The sequence below is a fragment of the Shewanella sp. FDAARGOS_354 genome (assembly GCF_002209245.2).
In the GTDB taxonomy this organism is placed as follows: Bacteria; Pseudomonadota; Gammaproteobacteria; order Enterobacterales; family Shewanellaceae; genus Shewanella; species Shewanella xiamenensis.
In genome coordinates this window covers 623,657-644,184 of sequence record NZ_CP022089.2, presented here as the reverse complement: position 1 = coordinate 644,184, position 20,528 = coordinate 623,657, and the positions used below count along the sequence as shown (strand labels likewise).

Sequence of the window (20,528 nt, the reverse complement as noted above, 5' to 3'; positions counted from 1 at the left end):
GCTAAGCTGACATGCTTAGCTTATTATCTAGCCTAAATAAGGATTGAGGCGGTTACATTGTTAAGGATGTAGTCGCCTTTTTTGACACTATGTATAAACTCAATCTCGATATTGCCCAATTCCTCAAGGATTACTGGCAACAAAAACCTGTGGTCATCAAAGGCGCTTTTCCTCACTTTGAAGATCCAATCAGTGCCGATGAGCTGGCCGGCCTAGCCTGCGAAGAAGAAATCACTTCGCGCATCGTCGTTACCCAAAAAGATAACTGGGAAGTGATCCAAGGCCCCTTTGAGAATTACGACAATTACGGTGAAACCCACTGGCAATTATTGGTGCAAGCGGTTAACCATTGGTATCCCGACTCACAACCCCTCGTTGAGGCCTTTCGTTTTCTCCCCGATTGGCGATTCGATGATTTGATGGTGTCATTTGCCACTCCAAGTGGCGGTGTCGGTCCCCATATCGACAACTACGATGTGTTTATTATTCAAGGCGAAGGTCAGCGCCGCTGGACCGTAGGTGACAACACCCCACAACAACGTCGTGGCGGTAATCCTAATTCACCTCTGGTTGAAGACTTTGATCCCATTATTGATATGGTGTTAGAGAAAGGCGATATGCTTTATATTCCACCAGGATTCCCGCACTGCGGTGAAACCTTAACCTTAGCCTTGAGCTATTCGATTGGTTACCGCGCACCCAGTCAGCAAGAATTAGTCAGCGAAGTGGCCGACTATTTACTCGACAAAAATTTGGGTCAACAGCGTTTTACCTCCGCATCCGAGCCAGCAAATCCGGGCATTATTAGCCAAGATCATCAACTCGGCATTATGTCGCTGTTAAGCCAGCTTGCCCAAGATCCTGCGAGTTATCAGGTTGTGCTAGGTAAACTGCTAAGCCAAAACCGATTTGAATTAGATATTTGTGAAGGCGAAGAAGCCTATAGCATCGACGATCTGCAAGATGCCTTTGAACAAGGCGCTGGTGTAAATCGCATTGGCGGTTTAAAAGTACTACGTCTAGAGAATGATGTTTACTCGCGCTTATTCATTAATGGCGAAATCTATGATTTGCCCAATACACCCGAAGCGGTGCTTGTACAGTTAAGCGATCATGTCAGCTTTGATTGCGAAACAGCTCTCGCGTTATGCGAACATGATGAAGTACAACAGCTATTGCTGGAACTGATTAATCAAGGTTTATACTATTTAAGTGATGAAGAAGCGTAATCCTTTAATATGGAATGAAACCGTCGGTATGCTCAACGTAGAACACAACGCTTGAGACAGACTTAAACAACAAAGGCACTCAATCGAGTGCCTTTGGTTTTATGACTCAACACAAGGAAATCTAGCTATTCCACAGTTTTTCATCATTGTGCATACGATATAAACTCTCTGCACGGGAGACTAATAACTGGGCAAATTTTGCCTGGGTTGCATCACGTCTGGTTGCGCCTGAACGGATCAAATTTTCAGCCTGCATTTGCCACATCATCGAGAAATGACGAACCGCATCACGCGCCGTTTTAGCCACTTTGACATCCACAAAATCCGATGGTAAATCGCCTGACATCACCCAATAGGTTTTGGTCGTAGGACGTTTGGATTCCATCTTCCAAATCGCTAAATAAGGTGCAAGATAACGGCTCTCATCGGCTAAAACCTTGCTGGGGATAACCCCTTTTTCCGCTAAAAAACGGTTCGCTTTTTGGAATTGTGTTCTGACCCACTCTTGGCGCAATTTCTCCATTTCTTCAGGAGAGATTGTTGGTTGAGCTTGATCGACAGCTTGTTCAGTCATACTTCCGTCCTATCTTATTGTTATAGCGCGGCTCTCATTCTTGGGACAGCACGCGAATCATTCTAATGTCTGAGAATATCATCAGTTAAAACTGGTTTCGCATCTCTAAGCTTACGTTTACGTAAAGTGGAAAGCTAGATTGCCACAAATAATCTATTTATTCGGTCATTATGCATGGTTGAGAGTATCGCTAAATGCTATGGTTCTGCAATAAATATAACTAGCTGTCGATGGGAAGTCGTTCCATCGACGTTTTATTGTGTATAGCGGAGAACTTCACGTGGCTGTATTTAATCATGTATCCTTTGATGAACATGAACAGGTCGTATTCTGTCATGATAAAGAAAGTGGCTTAAAAGCCATTGTTGCCATCCATAACACCAACTTAGGTCCAGCTGTGGGTGGATGCCGGATGTGGAATTATCAATCCGATGATGAAGCCCTGACAGACGTATTACGCCTCTCCCGTGGTATGACTTACAAAAATGCCCTCGCCGGTTTAACCATGGGCGGTGGTAAGTCAGTGATTATTGCCGATCCTAAGCGTCCTGATCGCGAAGCCCTTTTCCGTGCCTTTGGCCGTTTTATCAATAGCCTCGGTGGACGTTACTATTCTGCTGAAGACGTGGGCACCACGACCGCTGATATCATGATTGCCCATCAAGAAACACCTTACATGGCAGGGCTTGAAGGCAAGAGTGGCGATCCATCGCCATTTACAGCATTAGGCACCTATTTAGGGATCAAGGCTGCAGTTAAACATAAACTCGATTTAGACAGCTTAAAAGGCCTTAAGATCGCCGTTCAAGGTGTTGGCCATGTCGGTTACTACCTGTGTAAACATTTGCATGAAGAAGGTGCACAGCTGATTGTTACCGATATTCACCAAGCATCACTGGATAAAGTGGCTACCGACTTTGGCGCCATCGTTGTTGCTCCACAGGATATCTATGCCCAAGACGTGGATGTCTATGCGCCATGTGCACTAGGTGCAACTCTAAACGATGTCACTCTACCACAACTGAAAGCTAAGATTGTTGCGGGTTGCGCCAACAACCAATTAGCCGAAGTCCGCCATGGCGAGCAGTTAAAAGAAATGGGCATTCTGTACGCGCCAGATTATGTGATTAACGCTGGCGGCATTATCAACGTGTCATTTGAAAAAGATTATGACGCAGCAAAATCAGAAGCTAAGGTCAGAGAAATCTACAACACGCTGCTGAAGATTTTTGCTAAGGCCGATGCTGAAAACCGCACGACAGGTGCAGTAGCTGACGAAATGGCCCGTGCCATTTACCAAGCGGCCAAAGCCTAATCATGCAGTAGGCGGACAACGAGTCGTTGTTCGCCTTAACCACTTCCCTCGCTCCACTTATCCATCTAAAAAATAAATTCCTCTCAATACCAATCAGATACCAAAACGCCACGTAAAATTCACTTTTCTGTAGTGGAAAACCCTATATGTCTCTGCTTGAATTAACTACTCGTCAGTCACGGAGAAGGTGCCACTATGGTCAGTTTCAAATATGAGCTGGGGAAAGATTCACTTGAATTACAAGCAAGTGATTGGTCGGGTTTGGAGAGAGTCTATATCAATGGCCAAATGGTTTCGCGCAAACTCAATTTTAGTCATCAAAGTGAACATCTGATCAAATTGAAAGATGGTGGGCAATGCCTATGTAAGTTATTTATTGACCCCTTCACAAATGAGTTAACTTGCCGTATTTATAAGCGTAATCAGCTAATCACTAGTCTGAAACAGGGAAAAAATAGCTTAATGCAGCGACAACGATTACTGCAACAAGGGTTATTACTGGGGTCAAGTTTAGTATTACTTTTTATGCTACTTCCACTGTAAATAACCGAAAGAAGCACAATAAAACTTACGGATTAGATGACAGTTTATTTATTTTATTCAAAAGCTTAATAAAATAACTTCGTTCATCTTCAGTAAGATTAGCAAGAAACTTTTCATTGACGCGCTCGGCCTCACGGATCAAATCCTGCTCCAGCGCCTTGGCCTCATCGGTGAGAAAAATCTGGAAAGCTCGGCGATTATCGAGTTCTTGATGGCGGGTGATGAGGCCTTGCACCTGCAACTGATCGAGCAAACGGGTCATGGTATAGTTCGCTACATCACAACGTTTGGACAACTCGGTCTGAGTAATCCCCTCCTCCTGCCAAAGCGCGAATAATACTGGCCACAACTTAATGTCGAGCTGATAGCGTTTCAACTGCAAATCGAGTTCATTTTGCAGCTCAATATTTAAGTGCGAAACAAGATAGCCTAAGCTTTCATAACGGTTCAAACAGCACCTCCGAAAACAACATTTAGACCCATCGACACAAACCTAAACCCGAGTAGGATTGGCTAAGGTTAGTTTTAATACTATCACTTAACCCATAATAAACTAGTCAGCCTCCCCAAGTTATTACAATCAAAATCTTTAAGCACTGAGGCCACCTTCATCGGTTAAATTGAATTCATTCACAAAATTGTAGTAACAGGCACGGCTCAATTTTCCCCATAGGCCACGCTCTAGCGGCAGATAAATCCCAAAGTCGGTGAGCTTTAAACGATTGAGTGTCGCCAGAGAATGCTCGGTGCCAATACTACTGTGCAGCGTTAAACCCGATGTTGTCTCATCCTTCATATAATCCACAATCACCAGTGGCGCATCATCCACCTCGACTCGCACCTTTTCGACTGGTGTGATCAAAAAATGTTCGCCATCGATGCCATGTAAAATACTGGCAAACAGCTTAGCAAACTTCGTCGGTAATGGGCTGTCCTGATATATCCAGTCACCGGAGAGTTGGATACGAAATAACGCGACTTCACTACACAGCGCCGTTGGGTGTGTGGTGACATCATACGGCGTTGGCTTGCTGGTGAATGCCTGTAGCGTATCGATAACATTGTCCGTGTGTTTTTCCATAGCGTCCCCTCAATAAAAAAACCAGCCTGACGACTGGTTTAGTGTGGCATTGCCTTAGGGATTATCCAATCCCTAATTAAAAATTGCGTTAAGCCTTAACGAGCTCCAATAAAGCCTCTAATGGATGTTTTGGCTTGTAACCGGCGAAACGTTTCACTTGGCTGCGACAAGAGTAGCCAGAGACTAGCACCTGCGACGCGTCTATCTTGCTTAAAGTGTCTTTCCACGACATATCAAACAAGGTCTTAGAACGCTCAAGATTCTCAGCCTCATGGCCGTAGGTACCCGCCATGCCGCAGCAGCCCAAATTCACCGCCGTCAATTTAGCGCCAAAGTGAGTGAAGATTTTGCTCCACTCATTGGCTGTATTAGGCTTCGCCGTAGACTCAGTACAATGGCTAAACCAAGTAAATTGTTTATCTTGCATGGCCTTAGTGGGAATATCCTGCAGTATGCCAAGCAGCCATTCGTTAGCCAGTTTAACCTCAAACGCGCCGCGGTTAGCCCCTAAAATTTCTTTATATTCATCGCGATAACAGAGCACTAAGGCGGGATCGATCCCAACCATCGGCATACCTAACTTATGCACTTGGTTTAAGAAATCCGCACTCGACTGCGCCGTTTTAGCAAATTTACCCAAGAAGCCCTTGATATGCGTCGGTTTACCGTTGGGCTTAAACGGCAGTAGAACGGGTTTTAATCCTAAGGTTTCAATCAATTGGATAAAGCGATACACCAAGCCCGAATCGTAGAAACTGTTGAAGGGATCTTGTACAACTAATACAAATTTTGCCCTCTCATCGGCGGGGATGGCCTGCAATGCCGCCAGGTCATAACCGCGACTCGCATGACCATCGAGTCGTTGTTTTAATGTCGGCACCGACAGCGCTGGCGCATCCACATAACCGATGGCCTTTTTGATCACCCATTGGCTGAGCGGGTTTTGCGAGGCGAAATTGGTCAGCCTTGGCGCAGCAGCCATCAGAGGTAAGCTGTCTTCTATGCCCGCAACCAGGTAATCCTTGGCCGGACGCAGATAACGTTGATAGTAAATATTAAAGAATTGCGCCCTAAACTTAGGTACATCCACTTTAACCGGGCACTGACTCGAACACGCCTTACACGCAAGACAGCCCTTCAGCGATTCCATCACTTCATGGGAATAATCATAATCACGTTTGGCATTGATGGTGTTTTGCATCCGCTGCAAAATGCCTAAGGGTTTGGCTTTCGCCAGCGCGTTCACATCCACCCCTTCCGACTCAAGCAAACGCAGCCACTCACGCATCAGACCCGCACGGCCTTTGGGGGATTGCACCCTATCGCCAGTCACCTTAAATGACGGACACATGGGCGAGTAGCTACTGTAATTAAAACACAGGCCATTGCCGTTACAGTTCATCACATCGGGATAGGCATCGCGTACTTCAACGGGAATTTGTCTGTCAAACTTGCCGCGCTTGGTACTATCCACATCAAATGCCAAGCTGCCGACTTGCTTGGGTGCCACTAACTTGCCGGGATTAAGCCTGTTATCAGGGTCAAATAGACCTTTAATGTCTTGCAATACGCCATAAAGTTCATCGCCAAATACCGATGGGCCGTATTCGCCACGCACGCCCTTACCATGCTCGCCCCACATCAGGCCGCCGTATTTGAGTGTCAGCGCCGCAACTTGATCAGAAATCACCCTCAGCAGTTTTTCATCTTCGACATCGCACATATCCAGCGCAGGCCTTACGTGTAATACGCCCGCATCCACATGGCCAAACATACCGTATTGCAAATTGTGACTATCGAGTAGCGCACGAAACTCCATAATGTAATCGGCAAGTTTTTCAGGCGGCACTGCAGTATCTTCGGCAAATGCAATGGGTTTGCGACGTCCCTTGGTAGCACCGAGCAATCCAACGGCCTTTTTACGCATGCCATAGATTTTCTCAATGCTGGCCTTATCTTGAGTGACTTGATAACCGACCACACCACATTCACAGCGACCAATTTGCTCGGTCAATACAGCCTCAAGATTCGCAAGCTTTTGCTCAACTTCTGCCGTATCACCAGCAAACTCGACCATATTCAGGCCATCGATGACTTTACCCGGCACTTCTTGAATAAGGTCGGAAACCGAATGCCAAACAATGTCCTCGCGGGCAAGATTAAGCACTTTAGAGTCCACGGTTTCGACAACCGTTGCCCGCGCAGCCACTAAGGAAGGTGCATGACGCAGCGCAGACTGGAAGGAATCGTACTTAATATTCACCATAGCCCGCTCACTGGGCAGTGGTGTAATGTTGAGTTTCGCTTCGGTGATGACCGCCAGCGTGCCTTCAGAGCCTGTTAAAATGCGTGAAAGGTCGAACTGAGTTAAGCCTTCATTCCAGACATTCTTTAAGTCATATCCAGTTAAAAATCGATTGAGTTTAGGGAATTGTTGCTCAATGAGCGCGCGCTTCTCACGGCATACCTTTGCAATAGCCGAAATCAGTTTTTGTCCAAGTGGATTTTCACTCACGTTATCGGGATTACATAACAGACCCGCATCGAGGGGACGAGTATCTAACACACTGCCATCTATCAATACACTGCGCAGTGCCAGTACATGGTCGGAAGTTTTACCATACACCAAAGAGCCTGCGCCCGAGGCGTCGGTGTTGATCATACCGCCAATAGTGGCGCGGTTTGAAGTTGAGAGATCGGGACTAAAGAAGAATCCATGGGGACGCAGCGCATCATTTAGCGCATCTTTAATGACCCCTGCTTCAACCCTAACCCAGCCCTGCTCAGGATTCACTTCTAACACACGATTCATATAACGAGACACATCGAGGATCAAACCGTGGGTCAGCGACTGACCATTAGTGCCTGTTCCGCCACCTCTGGCACTAAAAGTCACACCCACAAACTCTGCTTTCGTAGCAAGTTTAAGCGCTATCTCGATATCCTTTTGATGTTTAGGATAAAGCACCGCTTGGGGCAAAAATTGATAGACGGAGTTATCCGTGGCTTGCACTAAGCGCGCGCTGTAGCGCTTATCAATATCACCTTCATAGGCACTTTGTTCTAAAGCATCAAGATAGGCCAGATAAACAGGTTCTAAGGTTTGTTGATGTGATAACAGAGGTAACATGGGCGGCTTCAGTCAATTATTGTTATGCGGCCCATTATAAACAAAAAAAAGCCGCTAAAAAGCGGCTTTTTTAACACCTTGATAAAATTACGGCCTAGATCAAGCGTGCGCTTCGGCTAAATATAACCAAGTATCAATTACGGTATCAGGGTTTAACGATACGGTATCGATGCCTTGTTCAACTAACCAAGCCGCGAAATCGGCGTGATCTGAAGGTCCTTGACCACAAATACCGATATAAGCACCCTTGGCCTTAGCCGCTTTAATGGCCATAGACAGCAGGATCTTCACCGCTTCGTTACGCTCATCAAACAAGTGGCTGATGATGCCTGAGTCACGGTCAAGACCGAGTGTTAACTGTGTTAAGTCATTTGAGCCGATAGAGAAACCATCGAAGTGCTCAAGGAACTGATCCGCTAACAGCGCATTTGATGGTACTTCACACATCATGATGACGCGTAGACCATCTTTACCACGCTCTAAGCCCTGCTCTTTCAGCAGTTCAATCACTTGCTCAGCTTCTTTCACGGTACGGACGAATGGGATCATGACTTCAACGTTCTTCAGACCCATTTCATTACGCACGCGCTTAATCGCTTCACATTCAAGCGCGAAACAATCGCGGAATGATTCAGAGATATAACGGCTTGCACCACGGAAGCCCAACATTGGGTTTTCTTCGTCAGGTTCGTAACGATCACCACCGACTAAGTTAGCGTATTCGTTAGACTTAAAGTCTGACATACGTACGATCACTTTCTTCGGATAGAAAGCCGAACCAATAGATGCAATACCTTCGACTAAGCGAGCGATGTAGAACTCAACAGGAGAGTCGTAACCGGCGATCATCTCGTTGATTTCTTCCTGCAATGCAGCATCTTGTTGGTTGAATTCAAGCAACGCTTTCGGGTGAATACCGATCATGCGGTTGATGATGAATTCTAAACGCGCTAGACCCACACCTTCGTTAGGTAAACGGGCAAAATCAAATGCACGATCTGGGTTACCCACGTTCATCATGATCTTCATCGGTAATGTAGGCAGTGCATCAACGCGGTTTGAAATCACTTCAAACTCTTGTTTACCTTCGTAGATGTAACCTGTGTCACCTTCGGCACAAGATACTGTCACTAACTGACCATTTTTGATACGGTCGGTCACATCACCACAACCGACTACCGCTGGTACGCCTAATTCACGGGCAATAATCGCCGCGTGACAGGTACGACCGCCACGGTTAGTCACGATGGCGCTGGCGCGCTTCATGATAGGTTCCCAATCTGGGTCTGTCATGTCGGTCACTAACACATCGCCTGGTTGGATTTGATCCATGTCAGCGATAGAGGTTAATACCTTAGCCACACCTGAACCCACTTTATGACCGATAGCACGACCTTCAGAGATCACTGCGCCACGGCTCTTTAAGTGGTAACGTTCAATTAATTGTACGTCTTCACGGCTACGAACCGTTTCTGGACGCGCTTGAACGATATAGAGTTTGCCATCGTTACCGTCTTTCGCCCACTCGATGTCCATTGGACGACCGTAGTGTTTTTCGATAACCATCGCTTGTTTAGCCAGTTCCATCACTTCGGCGTCGTTGATGGAGAATTGACGACGTTTTTCAGCAGCAACGTCTTCAATTTTCACTTGTTTGCCGTGAGCAGCATCATCGGAATACACCATCTGGATGAGCTTACTACCGATATTACGGCGAACAACGGCTTTATGACCTTGAGAAAGGATAGGTTTGTGGACATAGAATTCGTCAGGGTTTACCGCACCTTGAACAACCATTTCACCCAGACCGAAAGATGAAGTGATAAACACCACATCGTTGTTGCCTGATTCAGTGTCCATGGTGAACATAACACCTGATGCCGCTTTGTCTGAACGAACCATGCGTTGTACGCCGGCAGACAGGGCAACACCGTGGTGCTCATAACCTTGGTGAACACGGTATGAAATAGCACGGTCGTTAAAGAGTGACGCAAACACGTGCTTAATCGCCACGAGTACAGAGTCAAATCCTTTCACGTTTAAGAAGGTTTCTTGCTGACCAGCAAAAGAAGCATCTGGCATGTCTTCTGCGGTAGCAGAAGAACGTACTGCAAATGATGCATCGCTAGTTTCAGCGGCAAGTTTATCGTAAGCTTCACGAATGGCTTGCTCTAAAGCTGGTTGGAATGGGGTGTCAATCACCCATTGTCTGATCTGTGCACCTACTTTTGCCAGTGCATTGACATCATCTACATCCAGTGTGGCTAGAATGTCATAAATCTTCTGGTTTACTCCACTTTGTTCAAGGAACTCATTGAACGCATAAGAAGTAGTCGCAAATCCGCCAGGTACTTGAACACCGGCATTAGCTAGATTGCTGATCATCTCGCCAAGAGAAGCATTTTTACCGCCAACCAAGTTGACGTCACCCATGCCTAATTCCTGATACCAGAGTACGTATTGCTGCACAGTTCTATCTCCGCAAGTTTATTTCAGTGGCCCCTTCACACGAGGGCAGCGGCATTTTACACTCCCGCTGAAGAAGCGTAAATCTATAATTTTATTTGTAATTTTATTACTACAAGAGGTCAGTATGGCACCAAAGGTATTTTACATCTCCGACGGCACAGCGATCACAGCAGAGGTTTTTGGGCATGCAGTTCTCTCGCAATTTCCATTAGAATTTGAGTCACTTACAATTCCATTTGTTGAAACATTGGCAAAAGCTGAAAACGTTAAACGACAAATTAATGATTGTTTTATTACAACAGGCGAACGCCCCTTAGTGTTCCATTCAATCGTTAAACCGGAAATTCGGGACATCATTTATTCGAGTGAAGGTCTCGATTACGATTTTTTAAATACCTTCGTCGCTCCACTTGAACAACATTTAGGCGTAAGTGCATCGCCTGTATTACACCGCACCCACGGTAAAGCCAATCAGGGTTATGAAGCCCGTATCGATGCCATCAATTTTGCGATGGATAATGATGATGGCCAAACCATGAAGCATATGGATCAGGCCGATTTGATCCTGCTGGGCGTGTCTCGCTGCGGTAAAACCCCGTCCAGCCTCTATTTATCGATGCAGTTTGGTATTAAAGCGGCTAACTACCCGTTCACCGAAGACGATATGGATAACCTTAAACTGCCCGAAGCCTTAAAACGCAATAAGAAAAAATTGTTTGGGTTGACCATCGATCCGGTACGCTTACATGAAATCCGCCAAAGTCGGATGGAAAACAGTCGCTACTCTTCCTTAAAGCAGTGTCGTTTAGAGGTAAAAGAAGTCGAGATGATGTTCAAACGTGAACGTATTCCCTATATCGACACCACCAACCACTCGGTCGAAGAAATCGCCACTAAGATTTTGGATGTCACCGGCTTAGAACGTCATATGTTCTAATCTTGATGATTTCGAACGAGACAATCGAGTCCCTCGATTTAGGCTAAATAGGTCTAACTTAAATCAAATTCATTGCACAGTTGCCGACAATTAACACAATTGGCACTGTGCAATGCTGTTCGATTCGTTATAATCCGAGGCAATCTGGCGAAAAGCGCCGCACGCAAGCTCGGTATTTTGAATGACCATTAAAACAGACGAATTACGCACTTCCTTATTAGCTAAAGTCATCTCACCTGCACAACTGGCATCTGAGTACCCGTTAACCCAAGATGCAGCCGATTACCTCGTTCAGCAACGTCGTGAAGTTGAAGCCATTATTATGGGCGAAGATCATCGTCTACTGGTGATCATTGGCCCTTGCTCTATCCATGATACGCAAGCTGCCCTCGACTACGCCCGCCGTTTAGCTGTGCTGCATCAAGAGTTAAAGGACGATCTCTGTATTTTAATGCGGGTGTACTTTGAAAAGCCGCGCACCATTGTTGGCTGGAAAGGGTTAATTTCCGATCCTGACTTAGATGGCAGCTTTGAACCCAATAAAGGATTGCGTATTGCCCGTCAGCTACTACAGCAAATCACTGAGCTGAAATTGCCGATTGCCACCGAGTTTTTAGATATGGTGAACGGTCAATATATTGCTGATTTAATCACCTGGGGCGCTATCGGCGCTCGCACCACTGAAAGCCAAGTCCACCGCGAAATGGCCTCGGCACTCTCCTGCCCTGTGGGTTTTAAAAATGGAACCGATGGCAATATCAATATCGCCGTTGATGCCGTTCGTGCCGCCAAAGTGCCACATATTTTCTATTCACCAGATAAAGATGGCGCTATGTCAGTGTATCGTACCCATGGCAATCCTTATGGGCACATTATTTTACGCGGTGGTAAAAAACCTAATTACTTTGAGCAGGATATTGAACAAGCAAGATTAAAACTTGAGTCTGTCAATGTAACGCCGCGTGTGGTGGTTGATTTTAGTCACGGTAACAGTGAAAAAAATCACCTAAAACAACTGGTCGTTGCTGAAAATATCATGGCGCAAATGCGTGCCGGTAGTACGGCCATTGCCGGCATCATGGCAGAAAGTTTCTTACAGGAAGGCAATCAAAAAGTGGTTGAGGGTCAACCTTTATGCTACGGCCAAAGCATTACCGATGCCTGCTTACATTGGGATGACTCAGAAAAATTACTGCGAGATCTGGCTAAAGCCTCACGCGATAGGCGTGAACTTCTCGGTAAATAAGTCGATTACCAAACACTAAAGGCTTCCACTGGAAGCCTTTTTACTTTTCGTTTTGTCTTAAAACCTAACGATATAGTCGTTTTATATCATTCAAATTGAAAACTCACTATAATCGCGCCTCTTGAAAATGCATAACCTCAGGTTGCCGTATGCCACATTCACTCGACTCTACTCGCCCTGCTTTTTCCGATGCCATTGAACAACGAATCAATCAATCCGAAGCGCGTGTAATCAAAGCCGTATTTCCTTCTATCACCAATCACCACAATACCTTATTTGGTGGTGAAGCCTTAGCATGGATGGATGAAACCGCTTTTATTGCTGCGACTCGTTTCTGCCGTAAAGCCTTAGTTACAGTCAGCTCTGATCGAATCGACTTTAAAAAACCTATTCCAGCGGGTACCTTAGCAGAGCTTATCGCCCGCGTGATCCATGTAGGTAATACCTCGTTAAAGGTCGAAGTCAATATTTTTGTCGAAGACATGTACCAAGATCACCGTGAGCATGCGATCCGTGGCGTATTCACCTTTGTTGCGGTAGACGAACAACGCCATCCAACCCAAGTGTGGACGGCTGAATAAGATTTATACTACGTAATAACGTACTCTAGCCCTTTAACAGCAAGGTTTTAGGGCTAATTTATTCGTTCATTTAAGCAAGACAAAAGTATAACAACCAGAAACATATAAAAATTTTGTCCTTCTTGCTGCATAAACCAATAGGATCCTCGATTACTTTTCTGTTACATTGGGTTTAATCTTCACGCGCCACGAACATAATCAAAAAAGCCATGAAGCTAGAAAACTTAAATATAATTATTGCCGACGACCATCCATTGTTTCGAAATGCACTACGTCAAGCACTCAGTAGTGCCTTTGAGCGCACCCAGTGGTTTGAGGCTGACAGTGCCGATGCGTTGCAGTCTGTGTTAGATTCACAAAGTGTCAGCTACGATTTGGTTTTACTGGATTTGCAGATGCCAGGTTCCCACGGCTATTCGACGCTTATCCATCTGCGCTCTCACTACCCTGAGCTGCCTGTTATTGTGATTTCGGCCCACGAGGATATCAATACCATTAGCCGTGCTATTCACTATGGTGGTAGTGGTTTTATCCCTAAATCGGCGTCGATGGAAACCTTGAAAGAAGCCCTAACCGCTGTTTTATGTGGGGATTTATGGCTACCTAAAGGTGCTGATATTATACCTATCGAAGATGACAGCACTGATAAAATGGCCAGTAAGCTCTCAGATCTCACGCCGCAGCAATATAAAGTACTGCAAATGTTTGCTGAGGGCTTGCTCAATAAACAAATCGCCTATGACTTAGGGGTTTCTGAAGCAACAATAAAAGCGCACGCCACTGCCATTTTTAGAAAACTTGGCGTTCGAAATCGCACTCAAGCGGTTATTGCTTTAAGTCAGCTTGAAATGGATAAAGTCGATTTGTCATAGTCGTGCGTGTCATTTCAACTCTCTACACAATAAAAATGCCGCAATTGATGCGGCATTTTTATTAATTTCACCAATAGTGTAGCTTAATCAACGCATAGGCAGATTTTTATCTGCAAACATCTCATCAATTAATTGCTGATCACGCAGTGCTACGGCCTTCTCAACCACATCACGAGTTAAATGTGGCGCAAAGTGTTGAATAAAATCATACATATAACTACGTAAGAAACTACCCTTCCTGAAACCAATTTTAGTGGTGCTATGGGCAAATAAATGACCAGCATCGATGGCAACTAAATCTTTATCAATATTTGGATCAATCGCCATAGAGGCAATCACTCCGACACCTAAGCCTAAGCGCACATAGGTTTTCAGCACATCAGCGCTGGTAGCACTAAAGACAACCCGCGGCTCAAGGTTTGCACGATTAAACGCTTTCTCAATTTCCGATGCCCGATCAAACCCAAACACATAAGTCACTAATGGAAAACGGGCTAAATCTTCAATACTAATATGAGTCCGTGTCGCCAAGGGATGATCTTTTGGCACAACGACGGAGCGATTCCAGTGATAACACGGCAACATAATCAAATCGGAATACAAATGCATCGCTTCGGTCGCAATCGCAAAATCAGCATCACCTCGGGCTGCCTGCTCACTGATCTGCGATGGCGTCCCCTGATGCATATGTAGGTTAACTTTTGGATAACGGTCGATAAACTGGCGAATGATATGGGGTAAAGCATAGCGAGCTTGGGTATCCGTTGTCGCAATATTCAATTCACCTTGATCCGGTTTTGTATATTCCTCAGATACTTTTTTAATACTTTCAACTTTACCTAAGATGTCATTGGCGATATTAATCACCTGCTGTCCAGCTGGCGTCACATGGGTCAAATGTTTACCACTGCGACCAAATATTTGAATACCTAATTCATCTTCCAACATGCGAACTTGCTTACTGATCCCAGGCTGTGATGTGTATAAATTTTCAGCTGTGGCCGATACGTTAAGGTTATGCTTTACGACCTCAGCAATATACCTGAGCTGTTGCAGTTTCATCTTATGTCCTTGTCTCAAACAGGCTGAAATGGATTGGTTAAAATAGCACCACTCAGTATCAGCTATAATCAATCGTTATAGTATATAGTAAAAATTAAAGCAAATAGGAATATAGAGCACAAGTCTTATGTTTCAAACGACAGAAATGATAACCTAGGCTAAGATAACTATGCTAGTTTATTGATTTATTGTAGCATTAGCTCAATTGGATAAATAATGGAACAGCTATGACATTCACCTTGGTTCTGATCCTCATCGGTGCACTATTACTGCTTGTTATCGGAATTAACGTAATACAACAACAAAAAGAACGTGCAGAGGCTGAACGTAGGATTGAATTTGCCCGCCAACGTGCGATTCTTGATGAAACAGAAACCGTATTATCCAATACAGGGATGATACCTTGTAGTACACATATAATGTTAGTGCTCTATCGCCGTGTTCAAGATGCTTTGGAAATGGCAACATCACTGAGCACAAGCCAACAACAAGCTGATTTTCAACGTCGACTTGCCGATATCAAAAATCAAATTGATTCATTACAAGCTAACCCACCTCAAGTCCCGCCGATTGAGAATTTTAGATTGCCTGATAACGACAAACAAACTTTGGTGTTAGTACAAACGTTAAAGAAACTAAAAGCCATTTTGCGTGCAGAGCATAACAAAGGGAGAGTCGACCCAGCGGTGTTTGGTCAGGAAGAAAATCGTATTGATAGTTTACAGCTCAGAATTAACGTTGACTCTATGTTGTCACGTGCTCGCGCCGCAAGTTTTATGAAGCAATACGGATCTTCAAAGCAAATGGTGACTAAAGCATTAGCCACTTTGCATGCGATTAAAGCGCAGACGCCAAACGATCCCTTCATCGCTCGTAAAGTCGATGAAGCCAAAATGCTATTAGATGAAATTATGGGCGCACAAAAACTCACTGCACCCAGTGCACCTAAACCCAAGAATGAAGAAGACGATATCGATATGCTGTTTCAACCGAAAAAGAAATGGTGATCAATCTTTAAAACACAAAAGCCAAGTCAGTGACTTGGCTTTTTTATTGGTTGAAATCTAACTTAAGCAGTAACACAACCTAGAGCATATTCACAAAGCGTTCATCCTCAATGACGATTTGTGAACATGCCCATAAGCACATGTTTATTTCTTCGCTTTCTTCGCTGATGATTCACTTACCCATTTACCATTAACATAATGGGCGGACCATCCAGTGGCTTTACCGTCGACTTCCGTCGCCACATATTGCTCTTTGGTTTTACGGCTAAACTTCACCGCAGCCTTATTGCCGTCATCATCGGCGATAGGTGCATCAGCAAGATACTGATACTTTGGCCATAAGAGTTCACGGTATTTCACTAATTCTTCAACCAGTGGCGCACGGGTTTCCCTCGATTTAGGGAAGGTACTGGCCGCTAAGAATATCCCTGCCGCCCCGTCACGCAGCACAAAGTGCGCATCCGACTTGCTACATTTCAGCTCTGGTAAGTAAATAGGATCTTCTTTTGGTGGCGCCGCTTCACCGTTTTTCAGTAATTTACGGGTATTCTTGCATTCCGCATTCGTACAACCGAAGTACTTACCAAAACGACCGTTTTTCAGTTCCATATCATGACCACAGCGGTCACATTCGATTAATGGGCCTTCGTAACCTTTGATCTTAAATTGCCCTTCTTCGACTTCATACCCCTCACAAACAGGGTTATTACCACAAACATGCAGTTTGCGTTTTTCGTCGATAAGATAACTGTCCATCGCCGTGCCGCAAATACCACAGCGGTGCTTGGCACGCAATGCATCGGTTTCGGCATCTTCACTATCGCTGATCGCTTCAATGCCTGGCGTTAAGTTCATGGTGGTTTTGCAGCGCTCTTTTGGTGGCAACTCGTAACCAGAACAACCGAGGAATACCCCTGTTGTGCCGGTACGGATCCCCATTGGACGACCGCAAGTCGGGCACTTAATATTGGTCATCACCATTTGATTGAGGCGCATACCGCCCTCTTCCGGTGCTAATTCTGCTTTCTCTAATTGTTTAGTGAAGTCAGCATAGAAACCATCGAGCACTTTTTTCCAATCCAACTCACCCTTAGCAACATCGTCGAGGGTCTGTTCCATGCTGGCGGTAAAGTCATAGCTCATCAACTCGGCAAAACTATTGACTAAGCGTTCACTGACTATTTCGCCCATTTTTTCAGCGTAGAAGCGGCGGTTTTCCACTTTCACGTAGCCACGTTCTTGGATCGTCGAAATAATGGTGGCGTAGGTTGACGGACGGCCAATACCGCGCTTCTCTAACTCTTTAACCAATGACGCTTCACTGTATCGCGCAGGAGGCTTAGTAAAATGTTGTTTAGGCTCGAGTTCAACGAGAGATAATACATCCCCTTCGTTCACTGCCGGTAGCGTATTGTCTTCTTCGTTTTTCTTCTTGATTGCAGTTTGAACACGGGTCCAACCGTCAAAGCGCAGGATGCGTCCTGTTGCTTTAAGTTCGTAGTCGCCTGCTTTCACCGTGAGTTTAGTCGCGTCGTATTGGGCAGGTGTCATCTGGCAGGAGACAAACTGACGCCAAATTAACTCGTAAAGGCGCTGCGCATCACGTTCCATATCAGTTAAAGCCGCAGCTTCAACATTGACATTTGAAGGACGAATCGCTTCGTGCGCTTCTTGTGCGCCTTCCTTAGAACCGTAGCGGATAGGCTCGGCAGGTAAATACTTGGCGCCGTATTCCTTGCCAATCATCTCACGTACGCTGTCTAAGGCCTCTTGGCTTAGGTTTGTCGAGTCGGTACGCATATACGTGATGTGACCCGCTTCGTACAAGCGCTGCGCCATCATCATGGTTTTCTTCACCCCAAAGCCTAAACGAGTACTGGCCGCTTGTTGCAGGGTGGAGGTAATAAAGGGGGCAGAAGGTTTACTTTGAGTCGCTTTGTCTTCACGGGCAATCACTTTAAAGCTGGCCGAAGATAAGGCCTGCACCGCGGCTAACGCTTGTTGCTCGTTGGTTGGCTCAAAAGCTGAATCTAAATACTTAACCACTTCCATGCGCAGTGCTTCGCTGGCTGGCGTATTGAGCTCAGCATGCACATCCCAAAACTCTTCTGGCACAAAGGCTTTGATTTCACTTTCGCGTTCCACCACGAGACGCACTGCCACAGATTGTACCCGTCCTGCGGATAAACCACGGGCAACCTTCTTCCACAACAGTGGTGACACCATAAAGCCGACGACACGGTCTAAAAAGCGTCGTGCCTGTTGGGCATTAACCATATTGGTGTCGAGGGAAGAAGGCTTACTAAAGGCTTCTTGAATCGCAGATTTGGTGATCTCGTTAAACACCACGCGCTGATAACGTGAAGGATCGCCACCAATCACCTCTTGCAAATGCCAGGCGATGGCTTCCCCTTCACGGTCTAAGTCCGTTGCGAGATAAATTTGGTCAGCAGAATCGGCTAAGGCTTGCAGCTCTTTAACCACTTTCTCTTTACCCGGTAGAATTTGATATTTAGCCGCCCAGCCCTTTTCAGGGTTAACGCCCATACGCGATACCAGCGCTTGATGATCTTTCATCTTCTTGTATCGCGCCTTTTCTTCTGGCGACATCTTCTTTACTTCGGCGGCAGGTTTCACCTTATCGGTGCCGTCAGATATAGAAGATGTAGGCAGATCACGGATATGACCTACGCTCGATTTAACGATGAATTCTTTGCCAAGATATTTATTAATGGTCTTAGCTTTGGCCGGTGATTCGACAATAACTAGCGATTTACCCATAGTTTGATTTGCGCCAAAAAATCTCAAGAAGGTGGAAATTGGCTCCATATATAGAGGGTTGCATTGAGAGTTTCAAGCTAATCCCTCTTTTATATGTACCAGCGAGTCACTTTTTAATCAAAGTTGAAAAAATGTAAAAAAATAATATTGCGTAATTAAAAACTAATATTTCATTATTTGCCAGCAAGCAAGAAATAGTTATGCATTTATCGCGAAAAAGTCGCTTTGAGCACAAAACCGTGCGCTTGTGCCCACAAAAACCTTCAGTATACTGGGTCGCTTCAGGGACCATTTGAATAAATAATAACCTTCCCTATCACAAGGATATGCAATGAAGCACTTTGAAGCGAATTTCGACGGACTCGTTGGGCCAACCCACAATTATGCCGGTTTGTCTTTTGGCAATGTGGCCTCACTCAACAACGCCGCTTTAGTCTCTAATCCTAAAGCCGCCGCTAAACAAGGTTTGCAAAAAGCCAAAGCACTCGCTGATTTAGGGATGATCCAAGGCATGTTAGCGCCACAAGAGCGCCCCGATCTTAACACGCTGCGCCGAATTGGTTTTTCTGGCAGCGATGCCCAAGTTTTACAACAAGCCGCTAAAACCGCGCCTGCACTACTTAATGCCTGTTGCAGTGCTTCAAGCATGTGGACGGCTAATGCGGCTACCGTGTCACCCAGTGCCGACACCCGTGATGGTAAACTGCATTTCACGCCCGCTAATCTAGTCGATAAGTTGCATCGCAGCATCGAGCCCATCACAACGGGGCGCATCTTAACAGCAACTTTCAATGATCCCCACTATTTTCATCACCATAATCATTTACCTGAGCATAATAGCTTCGGTGATGAGGGCGCAGCGAACCACACTCGCCTGTGTCAGGAATACGGCCATGCTGGGGTTGAACTCTTTGTTTATGGACAAGAGGCGACAAATCCTCATGCTCCTAAACCACTGAAATATCCGGCAAGACAAACCCTCGAGGCCTCGATGGCGATAGCAAGATTGCATCAACTCGAAGAGGATAACTGCGTTTTTATTCAACAAAATCCCGACGTGATTGATCAAGGCGTATTTCACAATGATGTAATTGCCGTGGGTAACCAAAATGTGCTGTTTTACCATGAGCAAGCATTCTTAAATACACAGGCAAAATTGGATGAAATAAAACGCAAACTCGATACCGAGTTATATTTTATCGAAGTTCCAACCGCCAAAGTGGCGATTAACGATGCGGTGAAAAGTTATCTATTTAATACCCAAATCATCACTCTCCCCTCAGGAGAGATGGCGATCATTGCCCCAACCGACTGCCAAGAAAACCCCGCTGTTTATGCTTATTTAAATGAGCTACTCACCTTAAATACGCCAATCAAACAAGTGCTGTATTTCGATGTGAAACAAAGTATGCAAAATGGCGGCGGCCCAGCCTGCTTACGTTTACGGGTTGCCATGAATGAGCGCGAAGTTGCCGCAGTAAATCAGCACACTTTACTTAACGATGCTTTATTTGCACGTTTAAACGCTTGGGTAGATAAGCACTATCGCGACCGTTTATCAACTCAGGATTTAGCCGATCCACAACTCGTTATCGAATCACGCACCGCGCTAGATGAGCTCACTCAAATTATGAAACTCGGGAGCGTATATCCATTCCAGCGATAGTGTTTCAGTAAAAAGTAACGTTAGTTAATCGCATA

The 20,528-nt window shown here is 45.4% G+C and carries 16 protein-coding genes; 9 read left to right on the top strand and 7 right to left on the bottom strand.

Features of this window, described 5'->3' with window-relative positions:
• Positions 1-89: 89 nt before the first annotated feature.
• Positions 90-1,229 (top strand): cupin domain-containing protein, encoded by a 1,140-nt coding sequence (locus CEQ32_RS03005; protein WP_088585486.1) that lies wholly within the window; start codon positions 90-92, stop codon positions 1,227-1,229.
• A 121-nt stretch (positions 1,230-1,350) separates the two neighbouring features.
• On the opposite strand, the gene CEQ32_RS03000 is transcribed toward CEQ32_RS03005, so the two are convergent.
• Positions 1,351-1,803, bottom strand: a complete 453-nt coding sequence (locus CEQ32_RS03000; RefSeq protein WP_037419348.1) for a DUF4826 family protein — start codon at positions 1,801-1,803, stop codon at positions 1,351-1,353.
• A 280-nt stretch (positions 1,804-2,083) separates the two neighbouring features.
• Here CEQ32_RS03000 and CEQ32_RS02995 point away from each other — a divergent pair, with 280 nt between their 5' ends.
• Both CEQ32_RS02995 and CEQ32_RS02990 read left to right on the top strand, forming a co-directional pair.
• Positions 2,084-3,118, top strand: coding sequence for a Glu/Leu/Phe/Val dehydrogenase dimerization domain-containing protein (locus tag CEQ32_RS02995; protein ID WP_037426528.1), 1,035 nt, complete (start codon positions 2,084-2,086; stop codon positions 3,116-3,118).
• Positions 3,119-3,313: 195 nt separating this feature from the next.
• Positions 3,314-3,661 (top strand): hypothetical protein, encoded by a 348-nt coding sequence (locus CEQ32_RS02990; protein WP_037419354.1) that lies wholly within the window; start codon positions 3,314-3,316, stop codon positions 3,659-3,661.
• Positions 3,662-3,686: 25 nt separating this feature from the next.
• On the opposite strand, the gene CEQ32_RS02985 is transcribed toward CEQ32_RS02990, so the two are convergent.
• From CEQ32_RS02985 to ppsA, 4 genes are all read right to left on the bottom strand, one after another.
• Positions 3,687-4,112, bottom strand: coding sequence for a MarR family winged helix-turn-helix transcriptional regulator (locus tag CEQ32_RS02985; RefSeq protein WP_037419357.1), 426 nt, complete (start codon positions 4,110-4,112; stop codon positions 3,687-3,689).
• Positions 4,113-4,250: 138 nt separating this feature from the next.
• On the bottom strand, positions 4,251-4,742 hold the full coding sequence (locus tag CEQ32_RS02980; protein ID WP_088585485.1) for a DUF1285 domain-containing protein: 492 nt from the start codon (positions 4,740-4,742) through the stop codon (positions 4,251-4,253).
• An 88-nt stretch (positions 4,743-4,830) separates the two neighbouring features.
• Entirely contained in the window at positions 4,831-7,872 is a 3,042-nt protein-coding gene (locus tag CEQ32_RS02975) for an FAD-binding and (Fe-S)-binding domain-containing protein (RefSeq protein ID WP_088585484.1), read from the bottom strand.
• A 99-nt stretch (positions 7,873-7,971) separates the two neighbouring features.
• The gene (gene ppsA / locus CEQ32_RS02970; protein WP_069455135.1) at positions 7,972-10,341 is read right to left on the bottom strand and encodes a phosphoenolpyruvate synthase; all 2,370 of its coding nucleotides are present in this window, start codon (positions 10,339-10,341) and stop codon (positions 7,972-7,974) included.
• Between the two features lie 124 nt (positions 10,342-10,465).
• On the opposite strand from ppsA, the gene CEQ32_RS02965 reads away from it, so the two are divergent.
• From CEQ32_RS02965 to CEQ32_RS02950, 4 genes are all read left to right on the top strand, one after another.
• A complete protein-coding gene (locus CEQ32_RS02965) occupies positions 10,466-11,278 on the top strand; it encodes a pyruvate, water dikinase regulatory protein (protein WP_011072591.1) in 813 nt (270 codons plus the stop codon).
• A 181-nt stretch (positions 11,279-11,459) separates the two neighbouring features.
• Positions 11,460-12,524 carry a 3-deoxy-7-phosphoheptulonate synthase gene (locus tag CEQ32_RS02960; RefSeq protein ID WP_037426544.1) on the top strand — a complete coding sequence of 355 codons (1,065 nt, stop codon included), beginning with the start codon at positions 11,460-11,462 and terminating at the stop codon, positions 12,522-12,524.
• Positions 12,525-12,673: 149 nt separating this feature from the next.
• On the top strand, positions 12,674-13,105 hold the full coding sequence (locus CEQ32_RS02955; protein ID WP_037419524.1) for an acyl-CoA thioesterase: 432 nt from the start codon (positions 12,674-12,676) through the stop codon (positions 13,103-13,105).
• Between the two features lie 209 nt (positions 13,106-13,314).
• Positions 13,315-13,977 (top strand): response regulator transcription factor, encoded by a 663-nt coding sequence (locus tag CEQ32_RS02950; RefSeq protein ID WP_037419521.1) that lies wholly within the window; start codon positions 13,315-13,317, stop codon positions 13,975-13,977.
• An 87-nt stretch (positions 13,978-14,064) separates the two neighbouring features.
• Here CEQ32_RS02950 and cysB read toward each other — a convergent pair whose 3' ends face one another.
• On the bottom strand, positions 14,065-15,039 hold the full coding sequence (gene cysB / locus CEQ32_RS02945) for an HTH-type transcriptional regulator CysB (protein WP_011622367.1): 975 nt from the start codon (positions 15,037-15,039) through the stop codon (positions 14,065-14,067).
• 227 nt (positions 15,040-15,266) lie between these two features.
• Between cysB and zomB the strand changes: the two genes are divergently transcribed.
• Positions 15,267-16,046, top strand: a complete 780-nt coding sequence (gene zomB / locus CEQ32_RS02940; RefSeq protein WP_037419518.1) for a flagellar motor control protein ZomB — start codon at positions 15,267-15,269, stop codon at positions 16,044-16,046.
• A gap of 144 nt (positions 16,047-16,190) precedes the next feature.
• Here zomB and topA read toward each other — a convergent pair whose 3' ends face one another.
• On the bottom strand, positions 16,191-18,827 hold the full coding sequence (gene topA, locus CEQ32_RS02935; protein WP_088586936.1) for a type I DNA topoisomerase: 2,637 nt from the start codon (positions 18,825-18,827) through the stop codon (positions 16,191-16,193).
• Positions 18,828-19,158: 331 nt separating this feature from the next.
• Between topA and astB the strand changes: the two genes are divergently transcribed.
• Complete coding sequence (gene astB / locus CEQ32_RS02930) at positions 19,159-20,493, top strand: N-succinylarginine dihydrolase (protein ID WP_037419515.1); 1,335 nt, start codon at positions 19,159-19,161, stop codon at positions 20,491-20,493.
• Positions 20,494-20,528 lie beyond the last annotated feature (35 nt).